Below are 19,832 nucleotides of genomic sequence, written 5' to 3'. Positions count from 1 at the left end.
TCGGTGACCAATTACTCTGGGCGGGGTCCGCGACGCCGGTTTGAATTCCACCGACGGCATCGACGGATCAGGTGAGGCGAATGGTGCGCGCGACCGACCCGGCGCCGCCACCGGCGGCTGTGCGGGAAACCCATACCGCATATGTGTTCATGGTCGGCGACGTGGTCTTCAAGGCGAAGAAGCCGGTGCGGACTGCGTTCCTGGACTTCGGCACGGCGGAGCTGCGGGCGGCGGCGTGCCACCGGGAGGTGGACCTGAACCGGAGACTGTGTCCCGACGTGTATCTGGGTGTCGCCGAGCTGACCGACCCGAACGGCGGCCCGCCGGAGCCGCTGGTGAAGATGCGGCGGATGCCGGACGACCGGCGGCTGGCGACGATGATCGCCGGCGGGGAGGACCCCGCAGTGCACCTGGATGCCCTCGCCCGCCTGCTGGTCCGCTTCCACCGTCGGTGCCGGCGCGGCGCCGACGTCGACCGGGACGCGACGCGGGACGCTGTCCTCACGCGCTGGCGGGACAACGTCGACGAGGTTCGGGGATACGATGCGGACCTCCTCCCACGGGCGGAGATCGACGAGATCGAGTGTCGCGCGCACGACTATCTGGCCGGTCGCGGTGACCTGTTCGCCGAGCGGATCGCCGATGGACGGATCGTCGACGGCCATGGCGACCTGCTGGCCGAAGACATCTTCTGTCTCCCGGACGGTCCGCGGATCCTCGACTGCCTCGACTTCGATGATCGCCTCCGTCATCTCGACGTGATCGATGACCTCGCCTGTCTGGCGATGGATCTGGAGTATCTGGGCCGGGCGGATCTGGGGGCGGGTCTCCTCGCTCGCGTTCGGGCGGAGTCCAGCGACGATCCGCCGCGGTCGCTGGTCAATCACTTCGTCGCGTATCGGGCGTTCGTGCGGGCCAAGGTCGCGGCCCTGCGCCACACACAGGGCGCCCCGACGGCGCGGGCGGATGCCCGCAGGCACTGTGGCCTGGCAGTGCGCCACCTCCGGCGGGGCACCGTGCGGCTGGGCCTGGTCGGCGGCTTGCCGGGCACCGGAAAGTCCACGCTGTCGCGTGCTCTCGGAGAGGACGCCGGTGCGGCCGTCCTGTCCAGTGACCAGGTACGGAAGCAGCTGGCGGGCGTGGACCCGCGGCAGTCCTGCCCGACCGAGTACGGGCACGGCCTGTACACGCGTGAGATGACCGATCGGACTTACACAGAACTGCTCGGGCGGGCGTCGGAACTGCTCGGCCGGGGCATGTCGGTTGTGCTCGACGCCTCGTGGATCGATCCGAGGTACACCGAGTGGGCGCAGTCGGTTGCGCGCCGCACGCGGAGCGAGTTGATAGAGATCGAGTGCGTGGCGCCGCGGTCCGTTGCCCTGGAGCGGGTCGCCGGGCGGCCACGTGGTGAGTCGGATGCGAACGCCGAGGTGTACGACGCGATGGCGGCGCGCCTCCGGCATCGGCCGGCGGCGACCCGGATCGACACGACGACCGAGCTGCGTGCGGCGACGGACGCCGCCCTGGCTCGATGGAATGCACCGGAGGAGCCACAGCACGATCCGGCCCGGCGGGCCGGCGACCCGCCGTCAGGAGGCCCCGGATGACCGACGTCGTCACGCTGACCATGAATCCGGCCCTCGACATCGCGACCACCACCGGGCGGGTCGTCCCGACGGACAAGATGCGTTGCGGCGAGCCGCGCCGGGACCCTGGCGGCGGCGGAATCAATGTCGCCCGGGTCTTGACGGTGCTCGGCGAACCCGCGCTTGCGGTGTTCCCCTCCGGCGGGCACAGTGGCCGCGCGCTGGAGGATCTCCTGGCCTCCGAGCGGGTCCACAGTCGGACCGTCACGATGCGGCGATCGACCCGGGAGTGCTTCACCGTCAATGAGGAGCGGACCGGGCTGCAGTATCGGTTCGTGTTGCCCGGACCGACCCTCACTTCCCTCGAGGTCGATTCGTGCCTCGACCGGTTGACCTCCGCGGCGGCGGGTGCGCGATACGTCGTCGCGAGTGGAAGCCTGCCCCCTGGGGTGCCGGTGGACTTCTATCAGACCGTCGCCGACGCGGTGTCGGATCTGGGTACGCGCCTGGTCCTGGACACGTCGGGGCCGCCGTTGCGCGCGCTCCGTCGCGGGGTATATCTCCTCAAACCCAGCATCCGCGAGTTACGTGACTGCGTCGGGCGGGACCTGCGATCCGTTGACGACCAGGTCGCCGCCGCGCGGGATCTCGTCGATCGGGGGGTCTGCGCTGTGGTGGTGCTGTCGCTGGGCGCGGAGGGTGCGGTACACGTGACGGCCGACGACGCCGAGTACTGCCCGTCCGTCGAGGTACCAGTGGTCAGCGGCGTCGGGGCGGGTGACAGCCTGGTGGCGGGCATCGTGTTCGGCCTGGTCAGGGGGTGGGCGTTGCGGGACGCGGTGCGGTACGGCGTCGCGGCCGGTGCGGCGACGCTCGGCAGTCCCGGGACCGCACTGTGTACTCGGGCGGACATCGATCGCTGCCACGAGCAGTTGATCCGCCGCATCGCGGTGGGCGGCCCCGTCGAGGGCTGATCGGGTCGGTGCGGCCGGGTTCTTCAGTTGTCGGCAGCGCGGGCACGGTCCAGCAGGATCCGGCGTTCGGCGGCGGCGATCACACGCCGGGTGTGAGCGACCGCGTCCGGTGTCACCGAGACCGAGTTGATCCCCTGTCGGACGAGGTGCTCGGCCAGGGCCGGGTTCGTCGACACCGCCTGACCGCACAGTGACGTTGTCATTCCGGCGCGGGTGGCCCGTTCGATGATCGTGCCGATGGCGTCGAGCACGGCCGGGTCCATCGTGTCGAACAGGTCTCGGCAGATCTCGGAGTCGCGATCGACGCCGAGGACGAGTTGGGTCAGGTCGTTCGTGCCGATGGAGACGCCGTCGATGCCGAGGGTCGCGTAGTGCGGGATCCAGTAGGCGACGGACGGGACCTCGGCCATGATCCAGCGGTGCATCCGCCGGTCCGATCCGAGTGGATGTGCGTCGAGGTGCCGGAGGCAGCTCTCGAGTTCCCACCGGGTGCGCACGAACGGGATCATCAGGTGCACGTTCGGGCTGCGTTGCCGGACGGTGTGGACCACGTCGAGGTCGAGTCCGAACAGTTCCGGTTCGCGGACGTATCGGTAGCAGCCGCGGTAGCCGATCATCGGGTTGTCCTCGGAGGGTTCGACGTCCCCGCCGGACAGGTTCGCGAACTCGTTGGTGCGCAGATCGATCGCCCGGTATACGACCGGCCGGGGTGCGAAGGCCGCAGCGATGCGGTGGACACCGTCCGCCATCTTCGCGACGTACTCGTCGCGCCTGCCCTCGGCGAGCAGTCTCGCGGGATGCATCCCCTGCAGCGCGTCCATGATCATGAACTCGGCGCGCAGGAGACCGACCCCGTCGACATCGGTTGCCGCGACGCGTTCGGCGGCCTCGGGCGTCGCCAGGTTGGCGTACACCGCCGTCGCGGTCGTCTCCATCCACGTGGTCCCACCTCGATCGGGCGGAATTGAGGGCGCCGCGGGGCGCGTTGGCGTGGCCGCGGCGCCCTCCGACACGGTGCCCGCGTCGCCGTCGACGGTGACGACGGTCCCGTCGACGAGAGTGGTCGTGGCGGTCCGGGTCCCGACGATGACGGGGCGGCCCAGTTCGCGACCGACGATCGCGGCGTGGCACGTGATGCCGCCCCCGTCCGTGACGATCGCCGCCGCGCGGCGCAGCACGGGAAGCCAGTCGGGCCGGGTCATCGGGGCGACGAGGATGTCGCCGTCGTGCAGCAGGTGCGCGTCGGCGACCGACAGGAGCACGCGAACCGGCCCGGACACGGTCCCCGGGCTGGCGCCGAGTCCCTGTGCCAGGATCCGCCCTGTCGGGGCCGATGGACCTGTCTCGGCCCGCTCCGGGTGGCCCCCGAGGGTGGTGATCGGGCGGGTCTGGACGAGCCAGAGGTCGTCGCCGGCGAACGCGAACTCGAGGTCCTGCGGCGCCTGGTAGTGCTGCTCCACCGACACGGCGAGGCGTGCGAGTCCTTCGAGCTGGTCGTCGGTGAGCACCCGCTTGCCTCGGTCGGCCGGCGCGATTTCGGTGCGGTGCTCGCCGCCTGCGTCGGCCGTGATGGCGAAGGCCTGCGACCCGATGTGTGTGTCGAGGACCCTGAGCCCGTCCTTCGCCACGACGTAGGTGTCCGGCTCCACCTGGCCCCCGACCACGACCTCCCCGAGGCCGGCGGCGGCCTCCACGACCACGCGATCACGGTCCCCACTGCGAGGGTCGGCGGTGAAGGCGACTCCCGAACTCTCAGAGTCCACCATGGTCTGGACGACCACCGCGATCGCCGGCTCCGCGTCGTACGCCTGGACACTGCGGTAGGTCAGGGCCCGTTCCGACCACAACGACGCCCAGCACTTGCGGACTGCCTCGACGAGGGCATCCGCGCCGACGACGTTGGTGAAGCTGTCGTGGATGCCTGCGAACGAGGTGTCCGCGGCGTCCTCCCCCGGCGCCGATGAACGCACCGCGACCCGTACCGCGTCGCCGAGGTCGTGGTAGGCCGACACGATGCGGGCGCGAAGCTCGTCGGGCACCGGTGCGCCGAGCGCGAGCGCGCGCAACTCGCGCGCGGCGGCGGTGAGTTCGTCCTCCCCGGTCCCGGCGGCGGGAACGCTCCTGGCGCGCAAAGTGTCCCGCACGCCGGCCTCCGCCATCGTGTCCAGGTAGGCGTCCTTGGTCAGGACGAATCCGGCGGGGACGGGGAAGCCGGCGTGCGTCAGCTCGCCGAGATTCGCCGCCTTGCCGCCCACGCTGGGTGTGTCGGGCAGACCGATCCGGTCGATCGGGCGCACCCACCGGTTCTCGACTACTGCTGGGGTGGTGGCCATCGGAACTCCTCACCGTTTCCCACCAGCCAACACCGAGGCAGGCCGGTCGCACAGGGCCGAAAGTCACCGCTGCCGGCCCCCGGCCACCCGGCGGCTCGCTCGCGGGTCGTCGGGACGGTCAGGAAGGGTCGAATGGCCCTTTCGGCGGACACGTCGGGTGGTGACGCTGGATCTCGAGGGAAGGAGTCGTGATGCATGCGCGGCACATCATGAGCAGTCCGGTCACCACCGTGACACCGGCGACTTCGGTCGACGAATGCCTCCGTCTCGTCGAGGAGTTCGGATACACCGTCCTGCCCGTGGTCGACGACGCCCAGAAGCTGGTGGGCATCGTCTCCGAGGGCGACCTCCTCCGCGAGAAGTTCCGCACGCCGCGCCCGGTCGACGAGGCCGTCGCGGAGGCGATGACCAGTCCGGTGGTCGCGATGACCCCGGACGCCGACGTCAGCGACCTCGCCTCCGCGATGCTGCGGTCGGGATTGCGCGGGATACCCATCGTCCACGACCACGACGTGGTCGGGATCGTGACCCGGCGGGATCTGATCGGCGTGCTGGCAATGGACGACGGTCACATTCAGCGGGAGGTGCAGCACCGGCTGGACGTGTACGCGGGAACCCGACGCTGGACGGTCGCGGTCGCCGAGGGCCGAGCGGAGATCGCCGGCCTGACCGACGCCGATCCGGAACTGGGGGTCGTCACGGCGCTGGCGGAGACCGTTCCCGGTGTCACCGAGGTTCGGTTCGCCCAGGCGTGAGCCGCGCGGATCCGCCGGGGCCGGTGGCCCTCATCGGATCGAGAACCACGGCTGTGCCCGGGGTGTCCGGGCACAGCGCGAGCACGTCCCGGAATCCGCCGGCGAGCGATTCGGTGAGCGTACCGAGGTCGGGGACGGAAGCGGTGTCGGCGTTGATCCCGACACCGCACCAGGACGTGTAGGACAGCAGCGTGACATTGAAGGCCGAGCCCAGGGTGGGGCTGAACGCGTAGTAGCGGAGCACCTCCGCCCCGGCGGTGAACAGCGGTATCGGTGAACCCGGCACGTTCGAGGCGAGGAAGTCGACGTGCTTGAGCATGTTGCCCAAGGTCGCTGCCGGGAGCAGGTTCAGAGCGCCGGCGATGGCGGGCGAGAGCGCCACCGCGGGCTCGTGTCGCATATGGTCGACGACCGAATGGACGTGGTGGATCAGATCGGCGGGATCGTCGATGTCGGTGCGCAACGCGAATCGCGCGAGCGTGATCCGGTTGCCGCCCAGGGGGTCCTCGTCTGTGCGCAGGCTGATGGGCATGGTCAGCCGCAATTCGTGCACGTCCGCCCCGTGATGGCGGTGGTATCGCGCCATACCCAGCAACACCGATGCGAGGAATCCGTCGTTGACGGAGCCGCCGCCCGCCGCGGCAGCCCGGTCGAGCGCCTGCATCGAGACGTCGAGCACCGCGAGTCGTCGACGGGTGCTGCGAGCGGTCATCACCGGGGACAGCGTGCTCAGGATCGGACGCGTGAACCGCGTCGTCGACATCACCGCGGTGACGTTGTCGCGCAGCGTGCTTGCCGGGTGCCGCGCGAATCCCACACTCTGTCTGGCCAGCGTCGTCGACGCCTGCCGAACCAGCCGGCCCGCGGTGTCCCGGTACCAGTCGAGCCCGCCGGGGAAATGCGATGTCGCCGCGTCCGTTGCGGCAGGCGCAGCGACGCGGGACGCGTCGTGCGGTCCGCCTTCCCTGGTGAAATCCACGATCTCCCGGGCGATCTGCATGCCCCCGACCCCGTCGGTGAGGCTGTGATGCACCTTCATCACGAGGGCGGTACGGCCGGAATCGAGCCCGCTCAGCAGGGTGAACTCCCACAGCGGACGGTCCTTGTCGAACGCCGTCATCGCGGCAACCCGCGCGAAGTCGAGCACACCGTCCCAGCCACCCGGCTCCGGCACGGCGAGTCGGCGCAGATGCCAGTGCAGGTCGAAGTCGGGGTCGTCCACCCAGCGGGGCGGGGCCGGACCCAACCGGTCTCTGACCGCCTTGCGCCGGAAGATCGGGATCTGCCGTGTCGCCCGCTCCATCATCTCGACGAATCGTGCCCAGTCGGGGTGCCGATCGAGCAGCGCGACGGCGACGATCGTCGAACGCAGGATCGGGTCCGCTTCCATCCGCCACGACAGGTGATCCGTCTGCGTCATGTGGTTCATCCGACCGCCTCACTCGCGATGGTGGCTGCGACCGGCGATCACGGTGATTGCTCGGCCCGCAACGTCTGCATGCGCTCCTGGTACTCCGCCGTGTCGATCTCTCCGCGCGCGAACCTCTCGGCCAGAACCTGTTCGGCTGCGCCGCCCGAAACGGGTGGGGGCGCCGGGGGTGGGTTGTGGCCCGCATAGCGGATCAGCGCGACGACAGCCAGAGCCAGCACCCCCCAGAAGAGCGCCATGCCGATCAGCATCAGCGCATAGCCCCACCCCCATCCACCGGGTCCGTACATGTACATCACAGCCAGGCCTCCCACTCTGCACGTCGCTGCGCCGGGACCGGGTACAGCCCACTGCACCCCGCTTGTTCAGTGTCCCGCGTCCCCGTCGTCCGCCACAGGGTCTTTCGGCCCAACCCGGGGGCGGGTGCTCGTCCGGTGACGATGCCGCGGAAGTGTGTATGGGGTCGTTCGGCCCTAGCCCGACCCGGGACCGGCGGGTTCGATGGCAGGCAGAGGCGTGCACACGTTGGAGTTGAACGACGCGCCACGGGATTCTCGAGGGAGGAATCGTCATGCGCACACTCGTCGTCTACGAGTCGATGTTCGGAAACACTCGTCACGTGGCAGAGGCGATCGCCCGGGGTATCGGCGCCTCGGGCGAGGTGAAGACCGTCGCGGCGTCGCGCGCCGATCAGGAGGATCTGTCCGGCTACGACCTGCTGGTTGTCGGCGGTCCGACGCACGCACACGGGATGAGTCGCCCGTCGACGCGCCGCGGAGCGGAGAAGACCGCCGCCAAACCCGACAGCGAGGTGGAACTCGAACCGGACGCGGAGAGCGAGGGCATCCGCGAGTGGCTCTCGTCGTTGTCGCCCGCGCACGGCCACGCGGCCACGTTCGACACCCGCGGGGACGCGCCCGCGTTCCTGACCGGAAGGGCGTCGAAGGGAATCGGGAAGAAGCTTCGGCACCTGGGATACGACCTCGTCGCGGAGTCGGAGAGCTTCCTCGTCGACAAGGAGTCGCACCTGGAGGCGGGCGAGGAGGACCGAGCCGAGCAGTGGGGCCGCTCGCTCGCCCAGCAACCCTGACACCGGTCAGGATCGGAGACCTCGATGACGGATCACGTGAATCTGACCTTTCACGGGGCGGCGAAGACGGTGACCGGCTCGTGCATGGAGTTTTCCACCAACGGGACCAGGATCCTGGTCGACTGCGGTCTGTTCCAGGGGTCACGCAGCCTCGAGACGCTGAACCACAGCGCGTTCGCGTTCGACCCGCACGAGATCGACGCGGTTGTCGTGACCCATGCCCACATCGACCACTGCGGGCTCCTGCCCAAACTGGTGGCCCGAGGTTATGGCGGATCGATCTTCTGCACCGACCAGACCGCGGATCTGCTGGAGTACATGCTTGCCGATGCCGGACGAATCCAGGAGTTCGAGGCGTCCCGCCGAAACCGTCGGCGTGATCGCGTCGGCGAGGACTCCTTCACCCCGCTGTACACCGAACGAGACGCCGTCATGACATGGCAGCGGACGCGCCCGGTGCCGCTCGGCGAGTGGTTCGCTCCCGCACCCGGCGCACGGGTTCGGCTGTGGAATGCGGGGCACATTCTCGGAGCCAGTTCGGCGGAGGTCGAACTGGCCGGTGTCCGCGTGTTCTGTTCCGGCGACCTCGGTCCGCGGAACAAGGCCTTTCACACCGGGCCCGCGGGGCCCTCCGGTGTGGATCACGTTGTCTGTGAATCCACCTATGGCGGCCGCGCACGGGCACGGCTGACCATCGCCGAACGGCGCGGCCTGCTCGAGGACGAGGTCAACCGGGCGATCGCTCGCGGCGGCAATCTGTTGATTCCTGCGTTCGCCCTCGAGCGGACGCAGGAACTGCTGCTCGACATCGCATGCCTGGTCGAGGAGAACCGAATTCCCAAAGTGCCGGTTTTCGTGGACTCACCGTTGGCGACCCACGCCACCCGGGTGTTCGCCAGGCATGCGCGGGAACTCGAGGATCTCGGTGGGAGGGACATCTTCCACCATCCCGCGATTCATTACGTGGACAACGCCGCCGCCTCCGCACGGATAAACGACATGTCGGGAGTGATCGTCATCGCGGCCTCGGGTATGTGCGAGGCGGGGCGCATCCGCCATCACCTCGTGCAGAATCTGCCCAGGCAGGATTCCACTGTTCTGTTCGTCGGGTTCCAGGCTCAGGGGTCGCTCGGTCGTGTGATCCTCGACGGCGCGCGGCGAGTGCGGATCTCGGGCACGGATATCAACGTGCGGGCTCGGATTCGACGGATCGACAGCTACTCCGCACACGCCGACCAGACCGAGCTGCAGGACTGGATCAGGGAACGCAAGCCGATCTCGGGCAGCCTCTTCCTGACCCATGGTGAGCCGACGGCGCTGGCGGCGCTGGCCCAACTCGTTGCGGAGGAGGACCCGTCCCTGAACGTCGTCACCCCGGAGATCGGCGAAGGCTACCGGCTACGGCCCGGAACCCCCGCGACGCTGGTCCAGACCGCCCGTTCGGACGCGGCGCAACTGGTCGGCCGGGACTGGCAGAACGACTACGCGGATTTCACGGTGACACTCAAACAGCACCTGGCCCTGATCGAGGATCCCGAGGATCGGCAAACGGCCATCGCCGAGATGCGGAAGATACTCGACGGATACGCCGAGCGGCGCACGCGGGCCCACGGCTGATCACGCACGGCGTTCCAGCCGCAGGGCGCGCTGCGCAGGTACCGCTCGACCCTACTTCCCCGCCTCTCCGCCCGCCTTGATCTCGACGTGCTTCGCCGGGGCCGGGGCCTCGGCCACCGGAACCGTCACCGTGAGGATCCCATCGGCGTAGGTCGCGTCGATGGCGTCCTCGTTCGCGCCCGCAGGCAACGGCATCGAACGGTAGAAGCTGCCGTAGTGGAACTCCGACCGCAGGCCCTCTTCCTGCCTTTCGGTGCGTTCGGCCTTGATGGTCAGCTGGCCGTCCCGGACGCTGATGTCGACATCCTTGGCCGGATCCACCCCGGGCAGTTCGGCACGCAACGTGTACCGGCCCTCGGCGAGATGCTCCTCGACCCGGATCATGTGACCCTCGATCGCCGTCCATGGCGACATCGACTCGAACCGGGCCACGAGGTCCGACCAGTCCGGCATCGCGGGCCAGATCGACGGTGGCTGGGTGGGACGGTGTGGCGACAGCATGCCCATGATTTCCTCCTTGCGCGACAACACTGTTCCGACCCCTTCACGTCACACCCCGGGGCCGGCGGGCGATAGGGCCGAGTGTCGTCGGGCCGGGGACCCATGTCACCGCCGCCCGCTCAGTGCGGTGCGTGCACGACCAGCAGCGGGCAAGTCACGGTGTGTATCAGTGCCCGGCTCGTGGAGCCGAGCAGCAGGCCGGCGAATCCACCGCGGCCCCGGCTTCCGACCACCACCAGCTGCGCCTGTGCCGACTGCTCGGCGAGCTCTCGTGCGGGCTTGTCCTTGACCACGACCCGGCGGACGCGGACGTCGGGAAAGCTCTCGCCGAAACCCGCGAGGCGCTCCGCGAGCTGCGCGTGTTCCCGCTGGTGAATCGACTTCCAGTCCAGTCCGCGGCCCGCGTTGAGCAAACTCGCGAGGTTGGTGTCCGACCATGCGTGGACCGCGACGAGTTCGACGCCGCGCAGTGACGCCTCGGTGAATGCCTCCGCGAGCGCTGGTTCGCTGTTCCGGGTGCCGTCGACACCGACGACAACCGGGCCGCATTCGGGTTCGGCGCGTTCTGGGATCACCGCGACCGGACAGCGGGCGTGTGCGGCGACCGCGGGACCGACCGAACGCGGACGGTCACCCGCCTCGTCGCCGAGCCCGCGTGAGCCGACGGCCAGCAGGCCCGCGGTGGCGGAGCGCTCGAGCAGGATGCCGGCGGGGTGACCCCACGTCAGCTCTGCGTCGATGTCCAGCGGGTGCGGTTCCGCCGCCGCGCGTGCCACCTCGAGCGCGTGCGACAGGAGGCGGTTGCCCTCGCGTTCGTGATCGTCGACGAATGCTTGCGGCAGACCGGCAGGCACCCCGTGCTTGCCCGCGACGAACACGGTCGAGATCAGGTGCAGCGGCGCCGAGCGTCGTACCGCAGCGCGCGCCGCCCAGTTGACCGCGTCGAAGGCGGAGTCGGACCCGTCCACTCCCACCACTATCGGAGCGTGCGTGTTCATGACGTTCTCCTCAGTGCGATCTCGACAGCGCGATCTCGACGTGCACGACGCTCCCCTCCCGCGAACGCGTCGTCGGCAGACCGGTTTCGTCGATGACCTTCAGCATCGTGACGTTCTCGAGCAGCACCTCCGCGACGAGCGTGCGGATGCCACGCTCCCGGGCCATCTCGGCGAGGCGCGCCAGCAGCGTGGTGCCGATGCCATGGAGTTGGTGATCGTGCCTGACGATCATGGCGATCTCCGCGGTTTCCGGGTCGTCGAGAACCACGAGATTCGCGACGCCGACCAACTCGCCCGCGTCGAATGCGCCGACGGCGCCGTGCCGCCGGTCGACCGCGGCGAGCCTGGACACCAGTGGCGCGAGATTCTTGGGCCGCGCGGCGAGGAACCGCAGATATCCGTCGTGCTGGTCCAGGGACTCGTGCAATTCGACGACCGCCGGGGCGTCGTCGGCCGTCAGGGCCCGGATCCGGATCGGGGCGATCGCTCGCTCGACGTCCGTCATGCGACGACGGTAGTCCCGACCGCTTCGGTTGCCCAGCCTCACCGGCGTCGACCCTGCACCCGGCGGCCGGAACTGACGTACGGTGATACCCGGGAGCGGGAGGTTTCCGCATGATCAAGGTCTTCCTGGTCGACGATCACGAGGTCGTGCGCCGGGGATTGGTCGAACTACTGGCCTCGGATCCCGAACTGGAGGTCGTCGGCGAGGCGGGGACCTGTGCCGCTGCACTGGCCCGGATACCGGCTCTGCGACCGGACGTGGCGGTGCTCGACGTGCGACTACCCGATGGCAGCGGCATTGAGCTGTGCCGCGAACTGATGGCCCGACTGCCCATGCTGCACTGCCTGATCCTGACCTCCTTCACCGACGAGGAGGCGATCCTCAGTTCGATCCTGGCCGGCGCGAGCGGCTACGTGGTCAAGGACATCAAGGGATTCGAACTGGTCAGGGCGGTGCACGAGGTCGGCGCGGGCAAGTCCATGCTCGACAGCAACGCCGCCGCCGCGCTGATGTCGAAGCTACGGGCGTCGGAGGCGGAGGACACCGGTCCCTTCTCCGGCCTCTCGGACCAGGAGCGGACGCTGCTCGAGCTGCTCGGGGAGGGCCTGACCAATCGGCAGATCGCGGCCCGCATGTTCCTGGCCGAGAAGACCGTCAAGAACTATGTTTCGCGTCTGCTCACCAAACTGGGCGTCGAACGGCGCACGCAGGCCGCCGTGCTGGCGGCGAAGGTGGAACCCCGGGCACGCTCGTGACCGCCGCACCACGATCCATGACAGGAGGTGAACCGTGACCGGGAAGGCCCGGGACGGGAGCGCGGACCTGGTACTGGGGTACCTCACGAGGGACGCTCGCTCGACCCCGTCGGACGTCCGGGGCCGGGTGCTCGAAATCGTGCGCGCGAGACAGAATGTCGACGGCCTGCTCGGTGCGATCCTGGCGGTGGCCTCCGGGCTCGATCTCGACGACACCCTGCGCACCATCGTGCACGCGGCGATCGGCCTGGTGGACGCGCGGTACGGCGCGCTCGGTGTGCTCGGCCCCGGGGACGAACTCGTCGAGTTCATCTACGAGGGGATCGACGAGCAAACCCGCGAGCTGATCGGCGACCTGCCCCGCGGCCGCGGCGTTCTCGGCGTCCTGACGACCGATCCCGAACCGATTCGGATCGCGGACCTGTCGACCCACCCGGCGGCGGTGGGATTCCCCGCCCACCACCCGCCGATGCGCACGTTCCTCGGTGTTCCCGTGCAGACACGCGACACCGTGTTCGGGAACCTGTATCTCACGGAGAAGGCGGACGGGAAGCAGTTCACCGCCGACGACGAGGTCGTCCTCGAAGCCCTGGCCGCCGCGGCGGGCATCGCGATCGAGAATGCCCGGCTGTACGCACTGTCCCAGACCAAGCAGTCCTGGCTCGAAGCCACCCGCGAGATCACCTTGGCATTGTTGGCCGGGAACGAGCCACCGGTGGTCCTCCAGGTCGTCGCGGACAAGATGCTGGAACTGACCGGGTCGTCCTGCGTCCTGCTCGCGGTCCCGGACGATCCCGACGCCGAGCAGGAGTCGGTGACCGAGTTGGTGGTGAGCGTGGCGGCCGGGACGACACCGGTCGACGTCGTCGGCCGCCGGATTCCGCTGTCCGGACCGGGATTGGGCGAGGCGTTCCGCACCCGGCAACCCGTGTGCGCCGACCGGTTGACGCTCGACCCCGGTCCGAACGCGGTCACCTTGCCCGGTGCGTCACTCGCGCTGCCGCTGCGCGCTGCAAACGCGGTCTCCGGCGTGCTCGTGTGTCTTCGCGGGACACGCGGAGAACCCTTCGACGCGGACGAGCTGTCGCGGATGTCCGCATTCGCCGATCACGCCGCGGTGGCGCTCACGCTCGCGAACGCGCAACGCCAGATGCGTGAGCTCGACGTGCTGGCCGACCGCGATCGCATCGCCCGTGACCTCCACGACCATGTCATCCAGCGCCTGTTCGCCGCCGGTTTGTCGCTGCAGGGAACCGTGCAGCGCGCAAAGTCTCCGGACGTACACAGGCGGCTGCTCGGCACCGTGGACGAACTCCAGGAGATCATCGAGGACATCCGTTCGGCGATCTTCGACCTGCACGAGGGCGAGGCCGGGGTCACTCGGCTCCGGAGTCGACTGCACCAGGTGATCGCCGACGTCACCGCCGATTCCGGCCTCCGGACCACTGTGCACATGTCGGGTCCGCTCTCCGCCCTGGCACCGGATCTGGCCGACCATGCCGAGGCGGTGCTACGAGAGGCGCTGAGCAACGTGGTCCGCCACGCCAAGGCCACCGCGGTCACCGTCACCGTCACCGTCGACGACGACCTGCTCCTCGAGATCTCCGACAACGGAAGGGGAATCGCGCGCGGCGAACCCGGGCGAGGTCTCGACAACCTCCACTCGCGCGCCGAGGCCGCCGGTGGAACGGTCACGGTCGACAGCACAGCGATGGAGGGCACCACCGTCCGCTGGCGGGCCCCGGTGCGCTGACGGCCCACTTCCCCACCGGGCCTGCACACCCCGGCCGGATCTCGTTCTCTGTTCGGGAACAGGGAAAAACGCGTGCGCGACGTGGATACTGAGAAGGTGATCCGCCCGGTCATCGATCTGCGCTATCACCGTGCCGTCATTTTCGCCGCCGACGTGGTGGTGGACCCGGCCGACCCGACGCGGTGCGCCGAATCCGTTGTCGCACTGGCGGAACGGTTGCACGGCGCCGGCGTCCTGTGTGCGGTGGTCGCGAGCGGTGAGACGCTCGGCCGGTGCGAGGCAGCCGGAATCGGCAGGTGGTTTCCGGTGAGGATCGGTGATGCGACGCCGCAGGACGCTGCCGTTGAACTCGGCGTCGCGCTGACCGGAGCAGTGCTCGTCGCCTCTGGTGAGGATGTCGTGGCCGAGGCGCGCGGTGCCGGCTTCGCCCTCGTCGTCGCCGTCGACCGGGCGGAGCGCGGCGACGAGTTGCTGCGCCGCGGCGCGGACGTGGTCGTGCGAGACGCCGCCGAGATCGAACTTCGGGTCGGTGACCGGCGACTGAGCGAGATTCCCGGTGCCCTGACCGAGCGGCGCGCGCTCACCGCGCCGCTTCGCGTGTGCCGGCCCGCCGTGTTCCTCGATTTCGACGGCACGTTGTCCGAGGTGGTGCCGGACCCGGCGGCGGCCGTGCCGGTCGACGGCGTGGCGGCCGCCCTGACGCGGCTCGTGGCCGAATGCCCCGTGGCGGTGATCAGCGGACGCGATCTCGCCGACATTCGGGCGCGGGTCGGGGTGCCCGGCATCTGGTACGGGGGAAGCCACGGTCTCGAACTCGTGGGGCCCGCGGGTCAGCGGTACGAGAATTCGGACGCGCTCGCGGCGATCCCCGTGCTCGATCGGGTGGCCCGGCAGCTCGAGCAGCGTCTGCGACACATCCCCGGGGTGTTCGTCGAGCACAAGCGGTTCGCGGTCGCGGTGCACTACCGGAACGTGGGCGACGACCACGTCGGCGAGGTCGTGGCCGTGGTGTCCGAAGTGGCAGGCGGTGAGGCCACGCTCCGAATCTCCAGTGGCCGCAAGGTGATCGAACTCCGTCCGAATCTGGACTGGGACAAGGGCCGGGCGTTGCGCTGGATCCTCGAGCGCGTCGTCGATCGGGACGTCGACACCGGGGCGATTCTTCCGATCTACGTCGGAGACGACCTCACCGACGAGGATGCCTTCGATGCGTTGCCGAACCGGGCCGTCGGCATCGTGGTGCGGAGCCCGGAATCCGGAAATCGGTGGTCGGCGGCGCGCTTCGCGGTGGACGGCCCGGTCGAGGTCCGCGAGCTGCTCGAGCGACTGGCCGAGATCGCGGAACTCGACTCCCCGACCGCGCCGAGGGACGGGGCCTGGATTCTCCACTTCGACGGCTACGACCCGGCGGCCGAGAAACTGCGCGAAGCGATCTGCACGGTCGGCAACGGGTACTTCGCCAGCCGTGGTTGTGCACCCGAATCGGTGGCCGGCCGCGGGCACTACCCGGGCACCTACGTGGCGGGCCTCTACAACCGCCTGGGCGACGAACGTGCGGGCGTGGTCATCTCGAACGAGAGCCTGGTGAACGCGCCGAACTGGCTGCCGACGACGTTCCGCGTCGACGGCGGGCCGTGGTTCGACGTCGACACGGTCGACCTGCTCGAGCACCGGCAGGACCTCAACCTGAGACGGGCTGTGCTGACGAGGCGGATCCGCTGCCGCGACGCGGCGGGCCGGACGACGACGCTGCTCCAGCGGCGGTTCGTGGCTATGCACAGTCCGCACGTCTGCGCGCTGCAGACGGTCATCGTCGCCGAGGACTGGTCCGGGACCGTCGAAGTGCGGTCGGCTCTGGACGGTTCGGTCCGGAACAGCCTGGTCGATCGCTATCGCGATCTCGCAGGCACCCACCTCGAACGGGTCCAGGCGGTGGAGCTGGCGCCGGACTCGGTGTTGCTGACCGTCCAAACCAACCAGTCGCGCGTCCCGGTGGCGATGGCGGCCCGAACGACGGTGCGACGAGACGGTGAACTGTGCGAAGGCGGGCGCCGGTGGTTCGACACCGACGGTGTCGTCGGCCACGACATCGTCGTCCACCTCGCGGCCGGCCAATCCGTCACGGTGGAGAAGACGGTGACCCTCTTCACCGGACACGACCACGCGGTCTCCGACCCCGCCGACGAGGCGGCGCGCCTGCTGCCCGGGCTCCGTGGATTCGACAGCCTGCTGGCCGGGCACGCCCTGGCCTGGGAGCACCTGTGGGACCGGGTCGGTATCGACATCGCGGGGCAGGTGGAAGCGTCGCGGATCCTGCGGTTCCACTTCCTGCACCTGCTGCAGACGGTCTCCCGGATCACGGCCGATCTGGACGTCGGTATCCCGGCCCGCGGGTTGCACGGCGAGGCCTATCGCGGTCACATCTTCTGGGACGAGTTGTTCGTCTTCCCGGTGCTGACGCTGCGGGGTCCGGCATTGACGCGGTCTTTGCTGCTGTACCGGTTTCGCCGGCTGCCCGAGGCCCGCCGCGCTGCCCGGGCGGCGGGCCACCGCGGCGCGATGTTCCCGTGGCAGTCGGGCAGCGACGGCCGCGAGGAGAGCCAGCAACTGCATCTGAACCCGCGGTCGGGCCGGTGGCTTCCGGACACCAGTTGGCGGCAACGCCACATCGGCATCGCGGTGGCGTACAACGTGTGGCAGTACTACCAGATCAGCGGCGACGTCGAGTTCCTCGCGTACTTCGGCGCCGAGATGCTGATCGAGATCGCCCGTTTCTTCGCCAGTGTGGCGTCGTACGACCGGTCACGGTCCCGGTTCGTCATCCGGGGTGTGATGGGGCCGGACGAGTTCCATTCCGGCTACCCGGATGCGCCCCAGGACGGGATCGACAACAACGCCTACACCAATGTCATGGCGGTGTGGGTGATCTTGCGCGCTTTCGACGCATTGGATGCGGTCACCGAGCCGGACCGAACGGAACTCGTCAACCGTCTCCATCTGGATGCACCGGAGCTGGCCCGGTGGGAGGAGATCAGTCGCCGCATGTTCGTGCCCTTCCACGATCGGGTGATCAGCCAGTTCGAGGGGTACGGCGATCTGAGCGAACTCGACTGGGACCGCTACCGGCGGCGGTACGGGGACATCCGGCGGCTCGACCGGATCCTCGAGGCCGAGGACGACGACGTCAACCGCTACCGCGCGTCGAAGCAGGCGGACGTGCTGATGCTGTTCTACCTCCTCTCCGCCGACGAACTGCGAGACCTGTTCGGGAGGCTGGGATATCGGCTCGATCCCGAGGACATTCCGCGGACGGTCGACTACTACCTCGACCGGACGTCCCACGGCTCGACGTTGAGCGCGGTGGTGCACTCCTGGGTGCTCGCGCGCGGCAACCGCGAGAAGGCGATGGCGTTCTTCGAAAGCGTGCTCGCCTCCGACATCACCGACATCCAGGGTGGTACGACGGCCGAAGGGATCCACCTGGCGGCGATGGCCGGCAGCGTGGACCTGCTGCAGCGGTGTTTCACCGGCCTGGAGACACGCGGCGACAGGCTGGTTCTCGGCCCGCAGTGGCCGGAGTCCATGGGGGCGCTGGAGTTTCCGATCTTCTACCGCGGTCACCAGCTGTGGTTGACGGTGAGCGGGCGCAGCGTGGAGGTGCGGGCCGCGGCCGGCAATCAGCGACCGATCGAGATCGAGTGCCGCGGCCAGGTCGTCGAACTGCGGCCGGGTGCCACCGTCAGGCTCAGCTAGCCGCACGATTGACCGGCGCGAGGACACCGCCGATACTGGGAATTTACCGGTACGGCCGAACCAACGGCGGACATCGAGCGGCGCAAGACGATCCGCTCGCGACGCGAGGAGGGGCCTGTGGAGGGCACCCGGCATCCCGATCAGCAGCAGCCCGACCCCGCGCCGGGCGGAGCGGTGCTCGACCGGCGCGGACTCGACGACCTGGTCACGGTGCTGCGTGGCGACGGCTATCGGGTGATCGGCCCGACCTTCGACGACAACGCCATCGTCCTGCGCGAGCTCGAGAACGGTGACCAACTCCCGGACGGGTGGGGCGTCACCACGGCGCCCGGCCGGTACCGCGTGCACCGGCGTGACGACGGGGCGGTGTTCGGGCACTCGTCGGGTCCGCAGTCGTGGAAGCAGTACCTGCATCCGCCGCGCAGGCAGCTGTGGTCGACGAGCGGGGACGACGAGTTCCGTCCGCCACCCGACGAGGAGGTGTCCTACGCGTTCCTCGGTGTCCGAGGCTGTGACCTGGCGGCCATTCGTACGTTGCGGACCGTCCTGGCCGGCGGAGGCGACGGCCGGACCGCGGCGCTGTTCGCGCGGCTGTTCGTCGTCGCGGTGGACTGCACGGAGCCGGGCGGGGTGTGCTTCTGCGCGTCCATGGGCACCGGTCCCGGAGCCGCGGGCGACTACGACCTGCGGTTGACCGAACGCCTGACCGACGGTGCTCCGCACTATCTCGTCGACGTCGGGACGAGTCGGGGCGCGGAGGTCCTGGCGCGGGTGCCGCACGCGCCCGCCGCACCCGAGGAGGTCGACCGCGCCGCGCAGGAGGTGTGCGCGGCCGCGGACCGGATGGGCCGGCAGATGCCCGACGTCGATCTCCGCGAGCTGCTGCGCACCGCCCGCGATGCCGACGTGTGGGACGACGTGGCGTCCCGATGTCTGACCTGCGGCAACTGCACGATGGTGTGCCCGACGTGCTTCTGCACGAGCGTCGAGGACGTCACCGACCTCACCGGAACGGGTTCCGAACGCTGGCAGCGGTGGGCCTCGTGCTTCGAACCCGAGTTCTCCCACCTGCACGGGGGTGACGTCCGGGAATCGGGGCAGAGCCGCTACCGCCAGTGGATCTCGCACAAGCTCGGCACCTGGTACGACCAGTTCGGCTCGTCGGGGTGCGTGGGTTGCGGACGGTGCATCGACTGGTGTCCCGTCGGCATCGACATCACCGAGGAGGCCGCTCGCCTGGCCGAGGCGTTCCCGGCCGTCGGCGCGGATCCCACCCGGGGATCGGGATGAATTCCACTGCACCCGAGCAGGTTCCGATGTTGGCCGGGCTGGATCCGGAGCATCTGCGAGCGCTGTTGGGGTTGTCGCGGCTGGTGGAGTTCGCCGCCGGGGAGAACGTCTTCCGGGAGGGCGACCTCGCGCAGCGGCTCTGGCTGGTGCGCGGTGGTCGGGTCCTGCTGCACACCCATGTTCCCGGGCGCGGCGACGTGCCCATCGAGACGCTCGGGGTCGGCGACGTGCTGGGCTGGTCGTGGATGACCGCTCCCTACCGGTGGCATTTCGCCGCCACCGCGCGGTCCGCTGCGCGCGCGCACGAGATCGATGCGGAGCTGCTGCGCGAGGCGAGCGCGGTGGACCCGGTGTTCGGGTACGCGGTCGCGTGCGCGTTGTCCGGTGCGCTGGTCGACCGGCTCCAGGCCACCCGGGCCCGGCTGCTGGACCTGTACGGCGAACCGCAGGCGTCACCGCCTCGCACCGACCGGGGCACGCGGTGACGACGTGA

General features: G+C 69.5%; 16 protein-coding genes. 10 read left to right on the top strand and 6 right to left on the bottom strand.

Annotated elements, in window-relative coordinates; genetic code table 11:
- Positions 1-80: 80 nt before the first annotated feature.
- Both ACWDU4_RS09470 and ACWDU4_RS09465 read left to right on the top strand, forming a co-directional pair.
- Positions 81-1,607 (top strand): bifunctional aminoglycoside phosphotransferase/ATP-binding protein, encoded by a 1,527-nt coding sequence (locus ACWDU4_RS09470; RefSeq protein WP_450113626.1) that lies wholly within the window; start codon positions 81-83, stop codon positions 1,605-1,607.
- A complete protein-coding gene (locus ACWDU4_RS09465) occupies positions 1,604-2,560 on the top strand; it encodes a 1-phosphofructokinase family hexose kinase (RefSeq protein WP_450113625.1) in 957 nt (318 codons plus the stop codon). Before ACWDU4_RS09470 ends, ACWDU4_RS09465 begins: the two co-directional genes overlap by 4 nt.
- 23 nt (positions 2,561-2,583) lie before the next feature.
- Here the strand turns inward: ACWDU4_RS09465 and ppsA are convergent, their stop codons facing one another.
- A complete protein-coding gene (gene ppsA, locus ACWDU4_RS09460; protein ID WP_450113624.1) occupies positions 2,584-4,893 on the bottom strand; it encodes a phosphoenolpyruvate synthase in 2,310 nt (769 codons plus the stop codon).
- 191 nt (positions 4,894-5,084) lie between these two features.
- Here ppsA and ACWDU4_RS09455 point away from each other — a divergent pair, with 191 nt between their 5' ends.
- Complete coding sequence (locus ACWDU4_RS09455) at positions 5,085-5,648, top strand: CBS domain-containing protein (RefSeq protein WP_450113623.1); 564 nt, start codon at positions 5,085-5,087, stop codon at positions 5,646-5,648.
- Here ACWDU4_RS09455 and ACWDU4_RS09450 read toward each other — a convergent pair.
- Positions 5,620-7,068, bottom strand: coding sequence for a wax ester/triacylglycerol synthase domain-containing protein (locus ACWDU4_RS09450; RefSeq protein WP_450113622.1), 1,449 nt, complete (start codon positions 7,066-7,068; stop codon positions 5,620-5,622). The two genes, ACWDU4_RS09455 and ACWDU4_RS09450, sit on opposite strands and share 29 nt — an antisense overlap.
- Positions 7,069-7,115: 47 nt before the next feature.
- A complete protein-coding gene (locus ACWDU4_RS09445) occupies positions 7,116-7,391 on the bottom strand; it encodes an SHOCT domain-containing protein (protein WP_450113621.1) in 276 nt (91 codons plus the stop codon).
- Positions 7,392-7,648: 257 nt separating this feature from the next.
- On the opposite strand from ACWDU4_RS09445, the gene ACWDU4_RS09440 reads away from it, so the two are divergent.
- A complete protein-coding gene (locus ACWDU4_RS09440; protein ID WP_450113620.1) occupies positions 7,649-8,167 on the top strand; it encodes a flavodoxin family protein in 519 nt (172 codons plus the stop codon).
- Positions 8,168-8,191: 24 nt separating this feature from the next.
- Entirely contained in the window at positions 8,192-9,784 is a 1,593-nt protein-coding gene (locus tag ACWDU4_RS09435; protein WP_450113619.1) for an MBL fold metallo-hydrolase RNA specificity domain-containing protein, read from the top strand.
- A 51-nt stretch (positions 9,785-9,835) separates the two neighbouring features.
- Here the strand turns inward: ACWDU4_RS09435 and ACWDU4_RS09430 are convergent, their stop codons facing one another.
- From ACWDU4_RS09430 to ACWDU4_RS09420, 3 genes are all read right to left on the bottom strand, one after another.
- Positions 9,836-10,291: an Hsp20/alpha crystallin family protein gene (locus ACWDU4_RS09430; RefSeq protein WP_450113618.1), complete on the bottom strand. Its 456-nt coding sequence runs from the start codon at positions 10,289-10,291 to the stop codon at positions 9,836-9,838.
- A gap of 113 nt (positions 10,292-10,404) precedes the next feature.
- Positions 10,405-11,283 carry a universal stress protein gene (locus ACWDU4_RS09425; RefSeq protein WP_450113617.1) on the bottom strand — a complete coding sequence of 293 codons (879 nt, stop codon included), beginning with the start codon at positions 11,281-11,283 and terminating at the stop codon, positions 10,405-10,407.
- Positions 11,284-11,293: 10 nt separating this feature from the next.
- Positions 11,294-11,788, bottom strand: a complete 495-nt coding sequence (locus ACWDU4_RS09420; protein ID WP_450113616.1) for an N-acetyltransferase family protein — start codon at positions 11,786-11,788, stop codon at positions 11,294-11,296.
- Positions 11,789-11,898: 110 nt separating this feature from the next.
- Here ACWDU4_RS09420 and ACWDU4_RS09415 point away from each other — a divergent pair, with 110 nt between their 5' ends.
- The 5 genes from ACWDU4_RS09415 to ACWDU4_RS09395 all read left to right on the top strand — a co-directional run bounded on the left by ACWDU4_RS09415 (position 11,899) and on the right by ACWDU4_RS09395 (position 19,824).
- Positions 11,899-12,543 (top strand): response regulator transcription factor, encoded by a 645-nt coding sequence (locus ACWDU4_RS09415; protein ID WP_450113615.1) that lies wholly within the window; start codon positions 11,899-11,901, stop codon positions 12,541-12,543.
- Between the two features lie 34 nt (positions 12,544-12,577).
- Positions 12,578-14,296 (top strand): sensor histidine kinase, encoded by a 1,719-nt coding sequence (locus tag ACWDU4_RS09410; protein WP_450113614.1) that lies wholly within the window; start codon positions 12,578-12,580, stop codon positions 14,294-14,296.
- Between the two features lie 96 nt (positions 14,297-14,392).
- Positions 14,393-18,049 carry a trehalose-phosphatase gene (gene otsB, locus ACWDU4_RS09405; protein WP_450113699.1) on the top strand — a complete coding sequence of 1,219 codons (3,657 nt, stop codon included), beginning with the start codon at positions 14,393-14,395 and terminating at the stop codon, positions 18,047-18,049.
- Positions 18,050-18,166: 117 nt separating this feature from the next.
- On the top strand, positions 18,167-19,339 hold the full coding sequence (locus tag ACWDU4_RS09400) for a 4Fe-4S dicluster domain-containing protein (protein WP_450113613.1): 1,173 nt from the start codon (positions 18,167-18,169) through the stop codon (positions 19,337-19,339).
- On the top strand, positions 19,336-19,824 hold the full coding sequence (locus tag ACWDU4_RS09395; RefSeq protein WP_450113612.1) for a cyclic nucleotide-binding domain-containing protein: 489 nt from the start codon (positions 19,336-19,338) through the stop codon (positions 19,822-19,824). The genes ACWDU4_RS09400 and ACWDU4_RS09395 overlap by 4 nt, the downstream gene beginning before the upstream one ends.
- Positions 19,825-19,832: the final 8 nt, after the last annotated feature.

The organism is Rhodococcus sp. NPDC003348, from assembly GCF_053589375.1.
The sequence above is the reverse complement of the archived record's forward strand: the minus strand, read 5'-3'. Positions and strand labels throughout refer to the sequence as shown.